The organism is Longilinea arvoryzae (genome assembly GCF_001050235.1).
GTDB classification, from domain to species: domain Bacteria; phylum Chloroflexota; class Anaerolineae; order Anaerolineales; family Anaerolineaceae; genus Longilinea; species Longilinea arvoryzae.
On record NZ_DF967972.1, the window covers coordinates 3,323,606 to 3,338,958 of the forward strand.

Genomic DNA, 15,353 nt, shown 5'->3' on the forward strand with positions numbered 1-15,353 from the left:
CCCTCCTGCATTCGATTATTGAAGCGGATAATATTGCCGGATAAGCCGTTCGGCCAACCTGCCCACTGCGGTTTCAGGGGATGAACGCAGCGCCTCATCCAGATAAGGCCGGGCAGCTTCCAAATTTCCGGATGCGAGGTACACCTGTCCAAGATGCAATTGCGCTTCCGAGTTATCGGCGTCCTGCTGGAGGGATTGTTGCAAGAAACGTTCCGCGCTGGCCAGATCATTTTGTGTTAAGAATAAAGCCCCCAAAATATCCAGGGCCTGAGGGTCTTTCGGCGCCAGCAGGACTGCCTGGCGCGCGGCGGGCAATCCAAGCCTGGCGGGTTCGATGCCGTAATTCAGGCTGAAGCGGGCCAATTCCACCCAGTTCTGGGCGTTCTTCGGTTCGAGTTCGGTGGCCCTGTCAAAATACGGCAGGGCATCCTGATAATCATTGAGTTCGCAGAGCGTCTTGCCCAGCTCGACCTGCCAGTAGGTAGAATCGGGTTCCTGAGCGGCCGCCGCGTGCAGATAAATCAAGGCGATTTCGGGCTTTCCAAGCCGCCGGTAATAAAACGCCGCCAGCGCCTGCACGGTATTCGAACCCGGCGCCAGAGCCAAAGCGTGTTCGATCTCCATTTCGGCCGATTTTCCCTGATTCTGTTTTGCTTCCGCCAAAAATGCCCAGGCGTCCGCCATGTCGGGTTGCGCATCGACTGCCTTCTGGAATGCCATTTCTGCAGCCTGCCACTCTCCCATTTCAACCAGGCCCTGCCCGATTTCCAATTCTGCCAGGCCGGTCGTTTCCTTTTGCGCGGCCGCGTCGAGGCTTTCGAGCAATCGAGCGGCGGATGCCTGAACGCGCTCGTCTTTCCGGCCGGCCTGTTCCAACGCGATCACGGCCTGCGCGGAATTTATCGGCGCCAGGTAAACGCCCTTGATGTAAAGCGCGCGGGCGTTGGTCGGATCTTTCTCCAACCAGGCGTCCATTCGCGCCAGAATCTCTTCCGGATCGGCTATTTTTTTCAGTAGAACCACGACCTGGGAAAAGGTCGCATCATCGAGCTCTTTTGAGGTCAATAACTCGCCCACCAAATCACGCGCCTGAGACGAATTGCCAGTTTCGCTTTGAAGCTGCGCCAGCCGGAGGACGCCCTCTGAATCGAGCGCTTTTGCATGGTAGGCTTCCTGGTAGGCGGATATGGCTGCGTCGCGATTTCCGGTTTCGATTTGAAGTTTGCCGATTCCTTCATACAGATCCGTGCGCCAGGGCTGAAGCTCGAGCAATTGCCGCAAAGCCTGGATGGCTTCTTCGGGTTGGTTTTGGAATTGCGCCAGATTCGCCTGCCCCAGTAACCGGGTGGCTTCCGCCTGCCAGGATCGAGGAGTCGATGTTGTCAGCCCCGATAGAAACAGGAGAAATAGGATCATCAAGCCTACGAATCGAATTTGGCGCATACGGTTATTATAAAGCCGCCTTTGAATTGGTTTCCTGCTTCCTTTGATTCAATTTGGCTATGCGCAGGAAAACGAATTTGCACATCCGTTAACAACGAAATAGACCATCTTGACAGCCAATTTAAATCATGATAACCTTCAGCCTGTTGGAAAGACGCATCGGATTGCCCCCACTGAATCTCGCTCTATTTTAAACTTTGGGCGAACGGGCGTCTAATTTTTTCTCAAACAATATTTAGATGGAGTAAAGCAAGCATGTCAGAACGTTTCGTTGGGACCGTTAAGTGGTTCAACCCCGCTAAGGGTTATGGTTTCATTGGCCGCGAAGACGGCGAGGATGTTTTCGTTCACTTCTCCGCTATCGAAATGCAGGGCTATCGCCAATTAAAAGAAGGCCAGAAGGTCGAATTCTCTGTCGAGAAGGGTCCCAAGGGCCTGCAGGCTGCGAACGTAACTCCCGTAGAAGAGTAGTTCCGCTCACACGCACATTTCAATCCCCCGCCATCCGGCGGGGGATTGTATTTAATCGCCCTGAATTCCAAACATCATCGCGGCCAGCTTGGCATATTCGCTCAAGGTAACCTGCCAGCCCCGTGGATGGAAGAACCAGGTCATGGACCGGTACCAATGATCGCGGACCGGGCGAATCGAAACCCGCGTACTGCTGCCAGAAAAGACAGTCTGAAAGATCCATTGCGTGCGGCGCGTGTGATACGGGTCGGTAACGACGACGATCGAATCCAACCCTTCGCGCTCGCAAAATTCGCGCACGGCGGCCGCTTCATCTCGCGTGCTGGATGATTTGCCCAGGGTCGTCCAGATGTCACCCGCCGCAACCCCCTCTGTCACCGCCTGGCGCTGAAGCAGCGTGCTTGCGCGCGGACCGCCCCCTTTCGGGATCGTCCCGGTTTCGGTGATCAACAAATGCTGCGCCAGACCGGCCTGGTAGATACGCACGGCCTCTCCCAGGCGGGCATCATCGCCGCCGCTCAACAACACAACCGCATCCGACTGCCGGAGCCGATCACCAACGACCAAAAAACCACCCAGCGCCCACAGCAGGATGAACGCCAGAACCGGCGCGGCAGCCACAAACAGCCAACAGCCGTATTTTCTTCTCCTCCGGGTCGGATCGATCGGATGAAGGGCTGCCATAACCTCAGGATTGGACCGGTTGCTTCAACTGCTCCAAAGCCTGTTTCATTCGCTGCAGAGCATCCTCGAGCATCGACCGCGGGCAGCCAAAATTCAAGCGCACAAATCCTTCAGCGCCCCTGCCGAATGCTTTCCCATCATTCAACGCCACTTTCGCGTTTTGCAGGAAAAATTCATACGGGCTCCCCTGGATGCCGGCATCATTACAGTCCAGCCACCCCAGGTAAGTGCCCTCCGGCTTTGCCATTCTTACGCCTGACAGGTGCTGGTTGACGAAATCAAAAAGAAAATCCCGGTTTCCTTCCAGGTACTTCATCAGATCGCTCAACCAGTCCTGGCCATCCTGATAGGCCGCTTTTCCCGCCACCAGCCCCATCAGGTTGACCCAACTGTTCATGCCCTCTCCAGCTTTCTCGAAACGTTCGCGGAGTTCGGGGTTGGGAATGACAGCGAAGGAGCATTCCAGGCCCGGAATATTGTAGGTCTTGCTCGGCGCCATCAGGGTGATGGTGTTATGCGCGATTTCCGGCTGCAATGTGGCGATTGGGACATGGTGGTAGCCTGAAAAGATCAAATCGCAATGGATTTCATCTGAACAGATCAGAATATTATGACGCAGGCAAATCTCGGCCAATCGTTCAAGTTCGTCTCTGCGGTAGACTCTACCGACCGGATTGTGGGGATTGCACAGCATGAACACGCGCGTCCGATCCGTGATCGCGGCTTCGAATGCCTCGAAATCGATATCATAGCTGCCATCCGGCTGGTGGATCATTTCGACGTCCACGCGGCTCAGGCCGGCGTTTCCCGGCGCGCTCAGGAACGGCGGATAAATAGGGATTTGCACCAGGGCTTCGCCGCCGACTTTCGAGAACAGATGAGCCACCATATTCAGGCCGGTGACAACCCCGGAAATCAACACAACATCTTCGGGGCGGATCACCCAATGGTAGAGCTCCGCCATGCGCTTTACGATAACATCCTTGAGCTCATCGCTGCCATCCGGGTAACCGAAGACCCCCAGATCCACTTCTTTTTGCAACGCGCGAAGCACTGCTTCCGGTGAGCGAAAATCCATATCGGCAACCCACATGGGAAGCACGTCCGGTTTATAAACGCTCCATTTGACACTGTTGGTATTCTTACGGTCGGGCAAAATATCAAAACGCGGATCCATAGTACCCTCAGAAAAATAAATGTGGTTAGATTATACTTTCATCCATCATATTCCCTGGAACTCAAAACTGGTATACTCAAATCATACTTGGCTGGCAAGGGATGTAAATGACTTCATCGATAATCCCCACGTTGACGATTCTGACGGCTCCGGATTGGCAGGATTATGAATTACTGGATAGCGGTTACGGCCAGAAACTGGAACGCTACGGCGCTTACCGTTTGCTGCGTCCCGAGCCCGAGGCCGTTTGGAAACCCGCTCTGCCTGAAAAACAGTGGAGAGATATACACGCGCGCTTCATTCCATCTCCCGAAGAGAACGGGGGGCACTGGGAAGCGCTGAAGCCGCTGCCGGATCGCTGGCAGATGGGTTATAAAGGATTGAAGTTCTGGGTCCAGACCACTGCATCCCGCCACCTGGGTGTTTTTCCCGAGCAGGCCTGCCAGTGGGACTGGACGGAACAGCAGATCAAAGCCGCCGACCGGCCGCTGAAAGTGTTGAACCTGTTTGGGTATACCGGCCTGGCCAGCCTGGCAGCCGCGCGCGCCGGCGCCTTCGTAACCCACCTGGATGCCTCGCGTAAAGTGGTGACCTGGGCACGCGAAAACCAACAAACCTCCGGCATCTCTGAAACCAGCATTCGCTGGATCATCGACGACGCGCTCAAGTTCGTCGAGCGCGAAGCGCGCCGCAATTCAAAATACGACGGTTTGATCCTCGACCCGCCGAAGTTCGGCCGCGGCCCCAAGGGAGAGGTGTGGGAATTTTACAAGCTGCTCCCCAATTTGTTGGCCGCCTGTCGGGACATTCTCAGTGAAGAACCGCAGTTCATCGTGATGACCGCGTATGCTGTAAAAGCGTCCAGCGTCACCCTGCATTATGCTTTACAGGAAATCACCAATCACTTGAACGGCCAGGTGACCGCCGGTGAAGTAGCCCTGCAGGAAAAAAGCGCCGGACGTATTCTTTCCACCGCAATTTACGCCCGTTGGAGCGCAAATTCGAATCCGAAATCCAGGTAAGGGTGAAATTAATTTATGGACACAACTCAACCTACCATTGCTTTGATCGGCCACGGAATTATGGGTGAAGCGATCTTAAGCGGCTTGATCCGGGATGGGTTGACCCCGGCCGACCACATCCTGGCGGCCGGCCCGCGCGTCGACCGCGGTGAAGAACTCCGCGATCGGTACGGCATCCGTCCGTTTACCGACAACCGCGCCGCCGCCGAACAGGCGGATGTGGTGATCCTGTCCGTAAAACCGCAGCGGCTGGACCGTGTGCTGGAAAACCTGCGCGGGCATATTCAGCCGGATGCGCTCATCATCTCCATCGTCGCTGGCGCGTCCATCGAGAAAATCGCCACTCAACTCGGCCATTCCTGTATCGTCCGTTCGATGCCCAACACCCCGGGGCAGATCGGCGAGGGCATCACCGTTTGGGTGCCATCCCCCAGCGTCAATGAAGAACAAAAAAAGACCGTTCGCCAGATCCTGGGCGCGCTCGGGCAGGAAATTTTCGTCGAAGAAGAAAATTACCTGGATATGGCCACCGCCCTATCCGGCACCGGTCCGGCCTACGTTTTCCTATTTCTGGAAGCGTTGATCGACGCCGGCGTTCACCTGGGTTTTCCACGCCGCATTGCCGAGCAACTCGTCCTGCAAACCGTCAGCGGATCGGTCGATTATTATCGCCGCAAGAAAGCTCACCCGGCGGCGTTGCGTAACGAGGTCACGTCACCCGGCGGGACTTCGGCCGAGGCTATCTATTATCTCGAAAAAGCCGGATTCCGCACAGCCATTTCACGCGCCATCTGGGCAGCTTATGAACGTTCACAGGAACTTGGGAAAGATAAACCAACCGGGCAATTGAAAGAGAATTCCTGAATCTGCAAACTCTTCACAGGGAGGTAACCATGAACCGCTTTTCCAGAAGTTGGGCGCTCATCAAGGCGAGCGCGCGCGTCCTTGCAGCCGATAAAGAGCTGCTGGTGTTTCCCATCCTTTCTTCCATTGCGACGCTGATCGTCACCCTCACTTTTGCCGTGCCGCTCCTACTGAGCGGCGGGTTGTCCTCGGTTTCACAGAACCGGTTTCCCGCCATCTACTACCTGGTGCTGTTCCTGTTCTACATCGTGCAATATTTCGTCATTTTCTTTGCCAATACCGCCCTGGTTGGAGCAGCCACCATCCGCTTGAAGGGCGGCGATCCGACCGTCGGTGACGGTTTTCGCATCGCATTCAGCCATTTCGGCCCCATCCTGGGCTATTCGGTCATCGCCGCCACGGTGGGGATGCTGCTGCGGATGGTTTCAGAACGCAGCCGCGGACTGGGAAGAATTCTAATCTCCCTGATTGGCTTCGCCTGGAATGTCGCAACATTTCTGGTGGTGCCCATCCTGGCTGTCGAAGGAATCGGTCCCATCCAGGCGATCCAGCGCAGCGTAGCGCTGCTCAAGAAGACCTGGGGTGAGCAGATCATCGGTAATTTTGGAGTGGGCGTCATTTTCGGCCTGATCATTTTCGGTTTGATCCTGATCAGCCTGCCAATCTTCTATTTGTTGATCACCGCAAAGCTCATCATGGGGGTGGTTGCCCTGGTGGTGATCCTGGTTCTGCTGTTCATCCTCATCGGACTGGTGCAATCGGCGCTGAACGGCATCTATACAGCCGCCATCTATCAGTTCGCGGTCGACGAGCGCACCGTTTTTTTCGACGAAAGCATGATTCGGGATGCGTTCGTGGAACGCAGGTGATCACAGGATTGTAGAAATTCGCGCGCAATAAGTAAAATCGGGAACGACTGACGTCGTTCCCGATTTTTGATTCCATCCTGCAAGAGGTCAATCTAGCGGCGGTCGGCTTCTTTGACGAGGGCGCGGGCCAGCTCGAGGAACTCCACCCATTCTTCAGTAAAGAAGTGCATGGTCACGTTATTGAGTTCCAGGTGATAGGTTGTTTCGCCATCGGGTTCATCCGCTTTCCACGCCAAATAATTGTCGGTTTCGGCGATTGTATCGGTCTTGGGTTCAGCCGGGTTGCTCATTTGAATTCTCCTTTTCGTAAGCTTGGTCTTATTATCTCATACTTACCGTGGATCGGGGAGAAACCCCTTTGAAGACCTTTCGACATTCACGCGCTGTTCTTCTTGAACCGCCGGAAGAAACGATCGATCTTCCTCAGGAAGGGCTGGATCGGCAGATTGGGAGCCCGCGATCGGGTCCTCAGTCCTTCCCAGGGATCCATGTCGAACAGCTTGCGGATCGCGTAGTTCAGGATCAACATGAAGGTGGCCAGCACAGGAGCCGCCAGCAGGAGGCCAACGATCCCGAACAGATTGGCGGCAATCAGGGCAAAAATCATCACCGCGGCCGGATGAATGTTCAGGGCGTCGCCGGTCATGCGCGGCACGACGAAATTGTCCATGATGATATCCGTCAACCAGGCGACCCCGACCACCAGCAGAGCATAGGCAAAGGGCTGCAAGCCAAAAATCGTGGTTCCCTGTAAGAAGCTGACCGTTCCATAGGTCACCCAGGCGACGAAAGGCCCGACATACGGCACGAATCGCGCCAGCCCGGCCACCAATGCCAACCCAAAGGAGTAATTGACTCCCAGGGCACCCAGAAGAATGTTATAGATCGCCACGGTGAGCAGGAAGATGATCATCTGGTTGCGCAGAAAGGCCTTCCAGATGCGGTTCAATTCTCTTCCCATGATCCGCGTATCTTCGTGGTAACCCGGGATCTCCAGGTGGATCATGCCATTTTTCATGCCGCCGCTGTCGGCCACAACGAAATAAGACACCAATAAGGCAAACAGGACCCAGCCGACGGTGGACACAGCCCCGGTGGCGATGGCGCCAACCAGGCCGCCCAGTTTGGTCAAGATGGGCTCCACCCACCCCAGAACCTGTTGGCCAATCGAAGCAGTATCCAATTGGGAAAGATCGAAGGTAAACGGGCCAATCAGGATGGCCTGGTGAGACAGGTCATCGATTAATTTGGGTAAATTGGCCACCTGCTTTTGAATAAAGACGATCAGGTTCTGCACCTGCTCGACCAGGGCTATCCCGCCCAGGGTAATCGCGCCCAGGAAAAGGATGATGATGATCAAATAAAGCAAGGTGACCGAAAGCCTCCAGGGGGCGTGCAATCCCTTGCTGATAAGATCAGCGAGAGGATGGATCAAATAAGCAATGATCACCGCGATCAGAAGAGGGCTGATAAATGCACGGAAACGGGTAACCAGGCCTACCACAATCAATAACAACACCAATGAAATGATCAGCTTCGTCGTACCGTTCCAATGCGGCGAAGAACTTTCGGATATCTGTTTCTGCGGTTCGGGAATGCTCATCATCCACCCTCGATTAAGACTCGGAATGCATCCATACAATAACACCGTTCTATCGATAATTTATCAGAAACGGGCAGGAAATCTGCCCGTTTCGAATTCCTAGCGGCAATATCCTGGCACAAAAACGTTCACCAATTTCGGAAACACGCTGCAGTACAGGTTCAACGCGTCGACCACAACAAAGATCAAACACAGAAAAACCAAGGCAGCCACCACGATGATGGTGATCAAAGCCCAATTGGGCAGCTTCCGTTTGAACAGGGAAGGCGCCGGCGCGGCCGGTTGCTGCGGAATTTGGCCGGAATAATCTCCGCTCTCCGGGATAGGAGCTTGTTGTTGGTAGAGATTCGGATTGCCCGATTCTGCCTGGTCCAGCCACGAACCCTGATCGGGTGGGAGGACGGGTTCGTACACATTGGCGGGTTGCGCCGGCTGGTACTCCGGCGTCGAAAACGGCGGAGGTGGGGGCGGAATATGCGCGGCCGGGGCGACAGGCGGCTGTTCCTGGCGGGGCTGCGCCGCCAGCGATACCACCGTCGCGTCGGTGTCCACGACTTCGTAGGCGAAATTAATCCTTTCCCCCAGGGTCAGGAATTCACCCGATTGAAGATTGAACGGTCCGGCCAGACGCTGGCCATTGACAAAGGATCCATTCGTCGAACCCAGATCCTCAGCGCAATATTGATTGCCCTGCAAGAATAAGCGTAAATGGCGGCGCGAAACTTCTGGATCGTTGACAATGATATCATTTGCCAGGTCACGTCCGATAAAAACCTCATTTTTCTCAAGAGAATATACCTGCCCGGCGTTTGGCCCAGATCGCATCACCAACCGGTACACAATCATTGGTTGCCTCCTTAAGGGTGACTCTATAAAAGTTTACTAATATTGAGGATGGCTGTCAATGTAGAGTTGGCTATGCCTTAAACACAGCGCCCAACACCACAACCCATGCCAGGATTCCAACCACCAGAGGAAGTCGCATGGCACCCTCAAGAATTTCAATGAAATAGGCTTAAAAAATAGTAAACGATCCGGGAAAATAGATGTGTGACTTAACTCACAATAGAAATCAGAATTGTTGCCATCGCCAGTTTTTAATAACAAAGACCCCGCCGTGTCGTGTGCTGCATAGTTTTGAACCTGCTAACGCAGGCCGGGAACCTCCACGGGGGATCTGCCTTGGCCGAAGCCTAACGCATCACAACCGTGATCATGGATCCCATTTAAAAAGTGTTGGCTCAAAACCGGTCTTGCCGCAGCACGAGCACAGCAGGGCAATTCCCTTATACCACATTTCAAACCAAATGAAAAGTACCCCCGGGACCGAAGATGCCTGCAAGTTTTGCTTGACATGCCTCCTTCGTGTTGTATACTGATTCTTGTTCCGGGGGTTTAATTTTTGTTCTAATCCATTTACTAAAACGAATGGGGTGCGCTGAGAAAAAGGTTCGGATTGTCCTTTGTTCGATCGTTGCGTATTGCGCGCCTGACGGAACAAATTCCTGGAACCACACCAGACCATTTCCGCAGAAAAATCCAAACGCCAGCCGTATCAGCAGGGGAAATCATGACAGCTATTCGTTCTTTCATTGCCATTGACCTGAATGCCGAAGTTCAACATCAACTGGGGGATGTCATCCGACAGTTCAAACCGCTGGCGGCCAATGTGGTCCGTTGGGTGCCGGAGAATAATATCCACATCACGTTAAAATTCCTGGGAGATACCTCGCCGACCAATCTGGAAATCCTGAAGAAGATCGTTGCCGTCGAGGCCAGTCGGGTTCATCCGTTTGATCTGAAAATCGAAGGCCTGGGCGCCTTCCCGTCCCTCCGGCGGCCGCATGTCATCTGGGTGGGCGTCGAAACACCCCCACTGCTGTTCAATCTTCAGCGCGCGATCGATACCGAAACTCAGCGTCTGGGCTATGCTACTGAGGATCGCCCCTTTTCGCCCCATCTCACCCTGGGCCGTCTGGCCCACAATGCGACCCCCGAGGAAATTCGTCAGGTAGGCGACCTGCTGGCCGGGAGTAAAGTCAATCTTTCGGTCAGCGTACATGTAAAAACTGTCGTCCTCTTTCGAAGTGATTTGCAGCCTGGCGGTGCGGTGTACACCCCCATTCTGGTCGCTTCGCTGAAGGAATGAGGACAACCACGAACGCCAGGCGGATCCCGGGATCCCCAGGTTGCCATCGGCCGGCTTTTTATGCTAGAATTGGCAAAATTCATACCGATTCCGGCATATGAGGTGAAATCTGAACACAATCGAAGTTGCTCGTTCCGTCGTGGATATCCTGGAGGATAAGAAGGGCGAAAATATTGTCCTGGTGGATGTTCACGAGTTCTCCAGTTTTACCGATTATTTCGTCTTCGTTACCGGCACCAGCGACCGCATGCTGGATGCACTGGCCAAGGCAGTTTCAGAAGGCATTGATCAGCAATACGATATCAATAGCAAGATCGAGGGCTCCTCGCAAACCGGCTGGATCGTCGTCGACATCGGGGATACCGTGGTCCACCTGCTGACGCAACAACAGCGCGATTATTACCGCATCGAAGAGTTATGGAGCCAGGGCAAGACCCTGCTCCGTTTGCAGTAGCAGATTCTTAAACGCCAATCGACAGGCAACCGCACATCCACCGGCGGTTGCCTTTCTGTTAAATCCGGCTGAACAGCGCGTCAATCATCATGGCCAGGAAGATAAAGGCCAGATACATGCTCGAATAACGGTACATCAGATGTGCGTTCTTGTTCCCGCCAGAACGAAGGACACGATAGGCCGCGTGCAGCAGCCACAATCCCAGGACTCCCGCCGATATCAAGAATACACTTCCGGTGATTTTAAAAAGCGGCATCAACAAGGTCAGGCCGACCAGTTCGAGCGTGTAAATGAAGATCTGCCTGCGCGTCTCATGCTCGCCGCGCACCACCGGCAGCATCGGGACCCCACCGCGGGCGTAATCTTTCTGGCGAACCAGCGCCAACGCCCAGAAATGCGCCGGGGTCCACAGGAAGACCAGGGCGAACAGGAAAAAGGACGGCACGTTCAGTCCGCCGGTCGCTGCCGCCCAGCCCACCAGGGGTGGGATCGCGCCGGCCCCACCGCCGATGACGATGTTTTGAACCGTGGCGTGTTTGAGCCAGATGCTGTAGATCAGCACGTAATAGATCATTCCGGTCAGTGAAAGCAGTGCAGCCAGAAGGTTCACAAAACCAGCCAACAGAAAAAAGGAAAGCAGGCAGGCGCCCAGGCCATAGGCCAGGCCTTCGGCAGGCAGCAGGCGGCCGGCTGGCAGTGGACGTTTGGCCGTGCGCTGCATTTTCTTATCCAGCTCGCGGTCGATATATTGGTTCAGGGCGCTCGAACCGCCGGCTGCCAGCGCGCCGCCAAGCATCGTCCATGCCGTCAACGCCAGTCCCGGAACCGCTTTACGTCCCACCACCATACCCGCGTAGGTTGTGACGAGCAGCAAGGCCACAATGATGGGTTTGTTCAGCAGGAAGAAATCCCACGCCCGGGTTCTGAAAGCGGCCAAGGGAAGAGCCACCTCTGCCTGCGCGTCTGCCATCGACCGCTCTGAAAAGACAGCCGCGGCCGTCAGGACGACCTGTACGCCCAACAATCCCGCCGCGCTGGCCGCATGCAAACCAATCAGGTCTGCCGGAAACCCGCGGGTGACCTTCAACGCCCCGACCAGCACCTGGCCGAGCAATAGAATCATGACCCCGGTCGCCGCGTTGAGTTCCACGGGCTGACTGCGCTGCCCGCGCCAGGCTTTAAAAAACTGGATCGTGATGAGAATACCGGCCGCCAGGGTGATCAGACGGTGCCCCATTGCCAACCATCCGGCGCCCGTGACCGGCAGCCCGCCGGAACACAGAGGCCAACCGCCGCACGCCGAACCGATTCCGCCAGCGCTGAGCAGCGCGCCGCTTACCAGCAGGGCAAAGATCACCGCCGTCGTCGCCAGTGCCAACCAGCTGAACGGCGCGATCGTCCGTGCGGGTCGGGTATCCATATTTGAAGGCAGGCGGAATGCCGCCAGCAGTCCGACCAGCGTGAGTGAGAAGGCCAGCAGGGCCAGCATCAAGTGCAGCCCGCCGAGCGCCGGAGTCGCCTCTCCGAGGGTCACACCCGCTCCGAGCACGGTTTGTACCAGCAGCAGGATAACGGATGCTGCCAGGAGCCGGGTCAACCGGGTTTGATCCGCATGCCAGGCCCGGGTCAGTCCCCAGGCCAATCCGGTTGCCAGCAGCCCAGCCGCCGAGAGGAGGCGATGCAGCACCGCGATTTGCCCGCCCAGATTGGACGGGAAGGTTAACTGGCCAAAACAGGTCGGCCAATCCGGACAGGCCGCAGCTGAGCTGCTGACCCGATTGATATTTCCAACGATGATCGCCAGGAATAGCAGAATGGCCGCCGACAGAATCCAATACCGGCTGCGGGCGACGTCTCTTTTCCCGGTTACCAATGGATAGTGGTCCATAATAAACTCCCCGGTTTAGATCGATTCATTTCCTGCGACCCGATTCTCGGCCAGTTTCGTGGACCGCATTAATTGTTTACGTACGAAGAAGGGATAACCCAGCCCGAGCGTCGCCGCGAAGGTGAACCATTGCATTGCATACCCCATATGCGGCCCTTCGCTGATCTCGGGCATCACCATTTGCCGAACGGGCACCCCGCTCCAGGAAGGATCCGGCCCCTGCACGATGTAAACGGGTAGAAGGGGTTCGGCAACCTGCAGCCGGATTCTGTCCAGATTGACGATGTTCCAGGCATCCAGGCGGGTCTCTCCGGGCGCCAGGGTTGGGTCGGGGACGCCGCCGAAATCCGGGTGGGTCTGCGGTCGGCGAATGACGCCCCTCACGACCACCTGGCCCGGCTCCTGGAATTGGGCGCGCAGTTCAGGGGCAGCTTGATCGAAGGGAATCCAGCCTCGATCCACCAGCACGGATTGATCTGAATTGGCTATACGCAGAGGGGTCAGAACGTGAAAACCGAGCTGCCCGCCGTAATCCTGGTTGCGCAGCAGAACCTCCTGGCTGAAATCATATTCTCCGCGCACGACAACGCTGCGGTATTCCATATCATAGAGCTGCCTGCCCAGGTCGACGTTTTGAGTCAAATCCAGTTCACTGGCCTGAAGCTGCGCCGTGACCCGTTCATTGAAAACGCGCCGCTGCGCCAGGCGGTCCAACTGCCAGATGCCCAGGCGAATCAGAACCCCTACGCCTGCGATGGCGAGCAGAGTGGTCAGTATCCAACGCACGGACCAGAAACCAACCGGTTTCACTTCCGCTGTCCCTCCTCTGCGGCGGCGGAAGGCAGCGGTGAAATCACGATCAGATACAACCAGACCAGCACGCTGGTTGGCGCGGCCACTGCCAGCAATCCCTGAAAACGGATTCCGGCCGTCAAACGCGGGCGCACCTCCAATCCAAGGCGCTGACTGGGTTGGAATGAGCAGGATAAGGTATACGTGTTGGGTTTTTCCAACACCAATCGGCCGGTGGATCCGGCTGGCACCCAGATGGGGCCCAACTGGTGGCTGACCGAATCTTCGTTCTTCACCACAATGACATCCCCCTCCACGAAGGTCATATCCTGGGGCAGGCTGGGCACCGCCAGGCCGGCCTGAATGCGATCTGCCGTGCCGGGCGGTACAACCAGGTCGAATTCGTCCGGTTTGCGATCCAGTTGGGTGCGCTGAAGGTAAAACGAGCCTTCCGACACGATCACCCCCAACAGCAGCGCGATCCCCACTGAGATCAATGTCCGCCACAGGATTGCCCTGCCAAAAGGGGTCACGTCATTTCTCCCGCAGCAGATAACGGAGATCGGACACGATATCCTCTGCCGTTGTGCCAAACGCATAGGTCGCCCGTAAATTGCCCTGCTTGTCGATGAGGTATATCCGGCTGGTGTGGTCGACCGAATAAGTTTCCGGTGTGCTTCCCGGTACGATCTGTCGGTAGACTCCATAGGCCTGCCAGACGGTGGAAAGTTCGCTTTCGTTGCCGGTCAACCCGATCACTCCATCATCGAAACCTTTCAGATATGCGGCCATTTTTTCAGCCGTGTCGCGCTGAGGATCGACGGTGATGAACAGAAAATCCACGCCTTCGGCTGAACTGCCCAGATCCGCGCGCGCTTGTTTGAACACCGCCATCGTCGCCGGGCAAACGTCCGGACAACTGGTGTAGCCGAAGAAAATGATGACCGGGCGGCCGGCGCGGGCGCTCAATTGATAGCTGCCGCCATCCGCTCGCGGCAATTCGATCTCAGGAGCAGGCCCGGCCGGACTCAGTTCCGATCCGCGCAGCGTATACGGCCGCGCGGATACCACGCTCCACACGCTGACAATGCCAATCAGCGCAAACGCTGCCAGCCAGGCCAGATTGTGCTTCATCTTTTTTCTCCTATAGCGTTCCGATCAGGTAGAGCGCCGGGTAGAAGAAGATCCAAACCACGTCCACATAGTGCCAGTAATTGGCGGCTGCTTCCACCGCCCAGTGCCGCTCGGGCGAGTAACGCCCTTTCAGGCCGTTGCGGAGAATGACCATCAGGAACAACACACCGGTCAGCACGTGGAAGGCGTGCATGCCCGTCATCATGTAGAAAACCGCGCCCTCAGCGCCGTCTGACGGGCCGAACGGGGCAGTTCGCCATTCCACGCCCACCACGCCGGCCAGGAAGACGAGTCCCAGCAGCAGGGTGATGAAGGTGCTAACCACAAATCCCTTTCGATCGCCGTTGGATATGGAGACTTCCGCCCGGTTCATAAAGAAACTGCTGATCAATAACACCGAGGTAACGATCAAGCCCAGGGTGGTGTTCAACTCGGGACGCCGGCTGCCCAGCAAATAAAAACGGGCAACCAACAGGCCGCCGAACATGAACGTGTCCGAAAGAAGGAAAAGCCACAATCCGAGACGGTTGGTTGCCAGTTTTTGTCGATCGTCCGACAGCGAATGAGCTGCGCTTTCCATCAATGCCCTCCTTCGTCCGTCCCAAACAATCTGGAAATGTGCATGAAAAAGTCGATGACCAGGCCGGCCTTCGAAATGGCCAGGATCCATAGGACCGCTGAAGGCACACCCATTCGCGCCAGGATGTATTCGAGCGCCGTCACCCCGGCCAACGCCAGGAACACGAACACGCCGCGCCGGAGAGCCGGATCTTTTTGGGAGGTTTTTCCGCTATTCATGCATC

18 protein-coding genes and 1 other RNA gene are annotated in these 15,353 nt (G+C 56.0%); 6 read left to right on the plus strand and 13 right to left on the minus strand.

Translation table 11 applies throughout. The annotated features are described in order from the left end of the window. Positions 1-15 precede the first annotated feature (15 nt). The gene (locus LARV_RS14815) at positions 16-1,416 is read right to left on the minus strand and encodes a tetratricopeptide repeat protein (RefSeq protein ID WP_236709985.1); all 1,401 of its coding nucleotides are present in this window, start codon (positions 1,414-1,416) and stop codon (positions 16-18) included. A gap of 282 nt (positions 1,417-1,698) precedes the next feature. On the opposite strand from LARV_RS14815, the gene LARV_RS14820 reads away from it, so the two are divergent. After that, positions 1,699-1,914 (plus strand): cold-shock protein, encoded by a 216-nt coding sequence (locus LARV_RS14820; protein ID WP_075074362.1) that lies wholly within the window; start codon positions 1,699-1,701, stop codon positions 1,912-1,914. 51 nt (positions 1,915-1,965) lie between these two features. On the opposite strand, the gene LARV_RS14825 is transcribed toward LARV_RS14820, so the two are convergent. Further along, positions 1,966-2,598: a YdcF family protein gene (locus LARV_RS14825; protein ID WP_083522601.1), complete on the minus strand. Its 633-nt coding sequence runs from the start codon at positions 2,596-2,598 to the stop codon at positions 1,966-1,968. 4 nt (positions 2,599-2,602) lie between these two features. Then, entirely contained in the window at positions 2,603-3,775 is a 1,173-nt protein-coding gene (locus LARV_RS14830; RefSeq protein WP_075074364.1) for a MalY/PatB family protein, read from the minus strand. 107 nt (positions 3,776-3,882) lie between these two features. On the opposite strand from LARV_RS14830, the gene LARV_RS14835 reads away from it, so the two are divergent. The 3 genes from LARV_RS14835 to LARV_RS14845 are packed head-to-tail and all read left to right on the plus strand — an operon-like array spanning position 3,883 to position 6,530. Further along, on the plus strand, positions 3,883-4,797 hold the full coding sequence (locus LARV_RS14835; RefSeq protein WP_083522602.1) for a class I SAM-dependent methyltransferase: 915 nt from the start codon (positions 3,883-3,885) through the stop codon (positions 4,795-4,797). 15 nt (positions 4,798-4,812) lie between these two features. Continuing rightward, positions 4,813-5,661 (plus strand): pyrroline-5-carboxylate reductase, encoded by an 849-nt coding sequence (gene proC / locus LARV_RS14840; protein ID WP_075074365.1) that lies wholly within the window; start codon positions 4,813-4,815, stop codon positions 5,659-5,661. Positions 5,662-5,690: 29 nt separating this feature from the next. Next, a complete protein-coding gene (locus LARV_RS14845) occupies positions 5,691-6,530 on the plus strand; it encodes a DUF6159 family protein (RefSeq protein ID WP_075074366.1) in 840 nt (279 codons plus the stop codon). A gap of 92 nt (positions 6,531-6,622) precedes the next feature. Here LARV_RS14845 and LARV_RS14850 read toward each other — a convergent pair whose 3' ends face one another. The 4 genes from LARV_RS14850 to ssrS all read right to left on the minus strand — a co-directional run bounded on the left by LARV_RS14850 (position 6,623) and on the right by ssrS (position 9,415). Next, positions 6,623-6,820: a hypothetical protein gene (locus LARV_RS14850; RefSeq protein ID WP_075074367.1), complete on the minus strand. Its 198-nt coding sequence runs from the start codon at positions 6,818-6,820 to the stop codon at positions 6,623-6,625. A gap of 86 nt (positions 6,821-6,906) precedes the next feature. Then, positions 6,907-8,133, minus strand: coding sequence for an AI-2E family transporter (locus tag LARV_RS14855; protein ID WP_172797889.1), 1,227 nt, complete (start codon positions 8,131-8,133; stop codon positions 6,907-6,909). A gap of 99 nt (positions 8,134-8,232) precedes the next feature. After that, complete coding sequence (locus LARV_RS14860) at positions 8,233-8,979, minus strand: FHA domain-containing protein (protein ID WP_075074369.1); 747 nt, start codon at positions 8,977-8,979, stop codon at positions 8,233-8,235. A 259-nt stretch (positions 8,980-9,238) separates the two neighbouring features. Next, a non-coding RNA gene (ssrS, locus tag LARV_RS14865) (6S RNA) lies at positions 9,239-9,415 on the minus strand. Between the two features lie 288 nt (positions 9,416-9,703). Here ssrS and thpR point away from each other — a divergent pair. Next, positions 9,704-10,282, plus strand: coding sequence for an RNA 2',3'-cyclic phosphodiesterase (gene thpR, locus LARV_RS14870; RefSeq protein ID WP_075074370.1), 579 nt, complete (start codon positions 9,704-9,706; stop codon positions 10,280-10,282). Between the two features lie 139 nt (positions 10,283-10,421). Beyond that, positions 10,422-10,736: a ribosome silencing factor gene (rsfS, locus tag LARV_RS14875; protein WP_236709986.1), complete on the plus strand. Its 315-nt coding sequence runs from the start codon at positions 10,422-10,424 to the stop codon at positions 10,734-10,736. A 58-nt stretch (positions 10,737-10,794) separates the two neighbouring features. Here rsfS and LARV_RS19920 read toward each other — a convergent pair whose 3' ends face one another. From LARV_RS19920 to LARV_RS14905, 6 genes are read right to left on the minus strand one after another with little or no spacing between them, the layout of a single operon-like run. After that, entirely contained in the window at positions 10,795-12,624 is a 1,830-nt protein-coding gene (locus LARV_RS19920) for a heme o synthase (protein WP_083522604.1), read from the minus strand. A 15-nt stretch (positions 12,625-12,639) separates the two neighbouring features. Then, positions 12,640-13,434, minus strand: coding sequence for an SURF1 family protein (locus LARV_RS20405; RefSeq protein WP_075074372.1), 795 nt, complete (start codon positions 13,432-13,434; stop codon positions 12,640-12,642). After that, on the minus strand, positions 13,431-13,949 hold the full coding sequence (locus LARV_RS20410; protein WP_075074373.1) for a cupredoxin domain-containing protein: 519 nt from the start codon (positions 13,947-13,949) through the stop codon (positions 13,431-13,433). The genes LARV_RS20405 and LARV_RS20410 overlap by 4 nt, the downstream gene beginning before the upstream one ends. Position 13,950: 1 nt before the next feature. Next, positions 13,951-14,550, minus strand: coding sequence for an SCO family protein (locus tag LARV_RS14895; protein WP_075074374.1), 600 nt, complete (start codon positions 14,548-14,550; stop codon positions 13,951-13,953). A gap of 10 nt (positions 14,551-14,560) precedes the next feature. Beyond that, positions 14,561-15,130 carry a cytochrome c oxidase subunit 3 gene (locus LARV_RS14900; RefSeq protein WP_075074375.1) on the minus strand — a complete coding sequence of 190 codons (570 nt, stop codon included), beginning with the start codon at positions 15,128-15,130 and terminating at the stop codon, positions 14,561-14,563. Then, on the minus strand, positions 15,130-15,348 hold the full coding sequence (locus LARV_RS14905; RefSeq protein WP_075074376.1) for a cytochrome C oxidase subunit IV family protein: 219 nt from the start codon (positions 15,346-15,348) through the stop codon (positions 15,130-15,132). Before LARV_RS14905 ends, LARV_RS14900 begins: the two co-directional genes overlap by 1 nt. Positions 15,349-15,353: the final 5 nt, after the last annotated feature.

Coding starts and splice junctions, on each gene's coding strand:
- LARV_RS14815 (WP_236709985.1), bottom strand. CDS start 1,416: ATGATCCTATTTCTCCTGTTTCTATCGGGGCTGACAACATCGACTCCT.
- LARV_RS14820 (WP_075074362.1), top strand. CDS start 1,699: ATGTCAGAACGTTTCGTTGGGACCGTTAAGTGGTTCAACCCCGCTAAG.
- LARV_RS14825 (WP_083522601.1), bottom strand. CDS start 2,598: ATGGCAGCCCTTCATCCGATCGATCCGACCCGGAGGAGAAGAAAATAC.
- LARV_RS14830 (WP_075074364.1), bottom strand. CDS start 3,775: ATGGATCCGCGTTTTGATATTTTGCCCGACCGTAAGAATACCAACAGT.
- LARV_RS14835 (WP_083522602.1), top strand. CDS start 3,883: ATGACTTCATCGATAATCCCCACGTTGACGATTCTGACGGCTCCGGAT.
- proC (WP_075074365.1), top strand. CDS start 4,813: ATGGACACAACTCAACCTACCATTGCTTTGATCGGCCACGGAATTATG.
- LARV_RS14845 (WP_075074366.1), top strand. CDS start 5,691: ATGAACCGCTTTTCCAGAAGTTGGGCGCTCATCAAGGCGAGCGCGCGC.
- LARV_RS14850 (WP_075074367.1), bottom strand. CDS start 6,820: ATGAGCAACCCGGCTGAACCCAAGACCGATACAATCGCCGAAACCGAC.
- LARV_RS14855 (WP_172797889.1), bottom strand. CDS start 8,133: ATGAGCATTCCCGAACCGCAGAAACAGATATCCGAAAGTTCTTCGCCG.
- LARV_RS14860 (WP_075074369.1), bottom strand. CDS start 8,979: ATGATTGTGTACCGGTTGGTGATGCGATCTGGGCCAAACGCCGGGCAG.
- thpR (WP_075074370.1), top strand. CDS start 9,704: ATGACAGCTATTCGTTCTTTCATTGCCATTGACCTGAATGCCGAAGTT.
- LARV_RS19920 (WP_083522604.1), bottom strand. CDS start 12,624: ATGGACCACTATCCATTGGTAACCGGGAAAAGAGACGTCGCCCGCAGC.
- LARV_RS14895 (WP_075074374.1), bottom strand. CDS start 14,550: ATGAAGCACAATCTGGCCTGGCTGGCAGCGTTTGCGCTGATTGGCATT.
- LARV_RS14900 (WP_075074375.1), bottom strand. CDS start 15,130: ATGGAAAGCGCAGCTCATTCGCTGTCGGACGATCGACAAAAACTGGCA.
- LARV_RS14905 (WP_075074376.1), bottom strand. CDS start 15,348: ATGAATAGCGGAAAAACCTCCCAAAAAGATCCGGCTCTCCGGCGCGGC.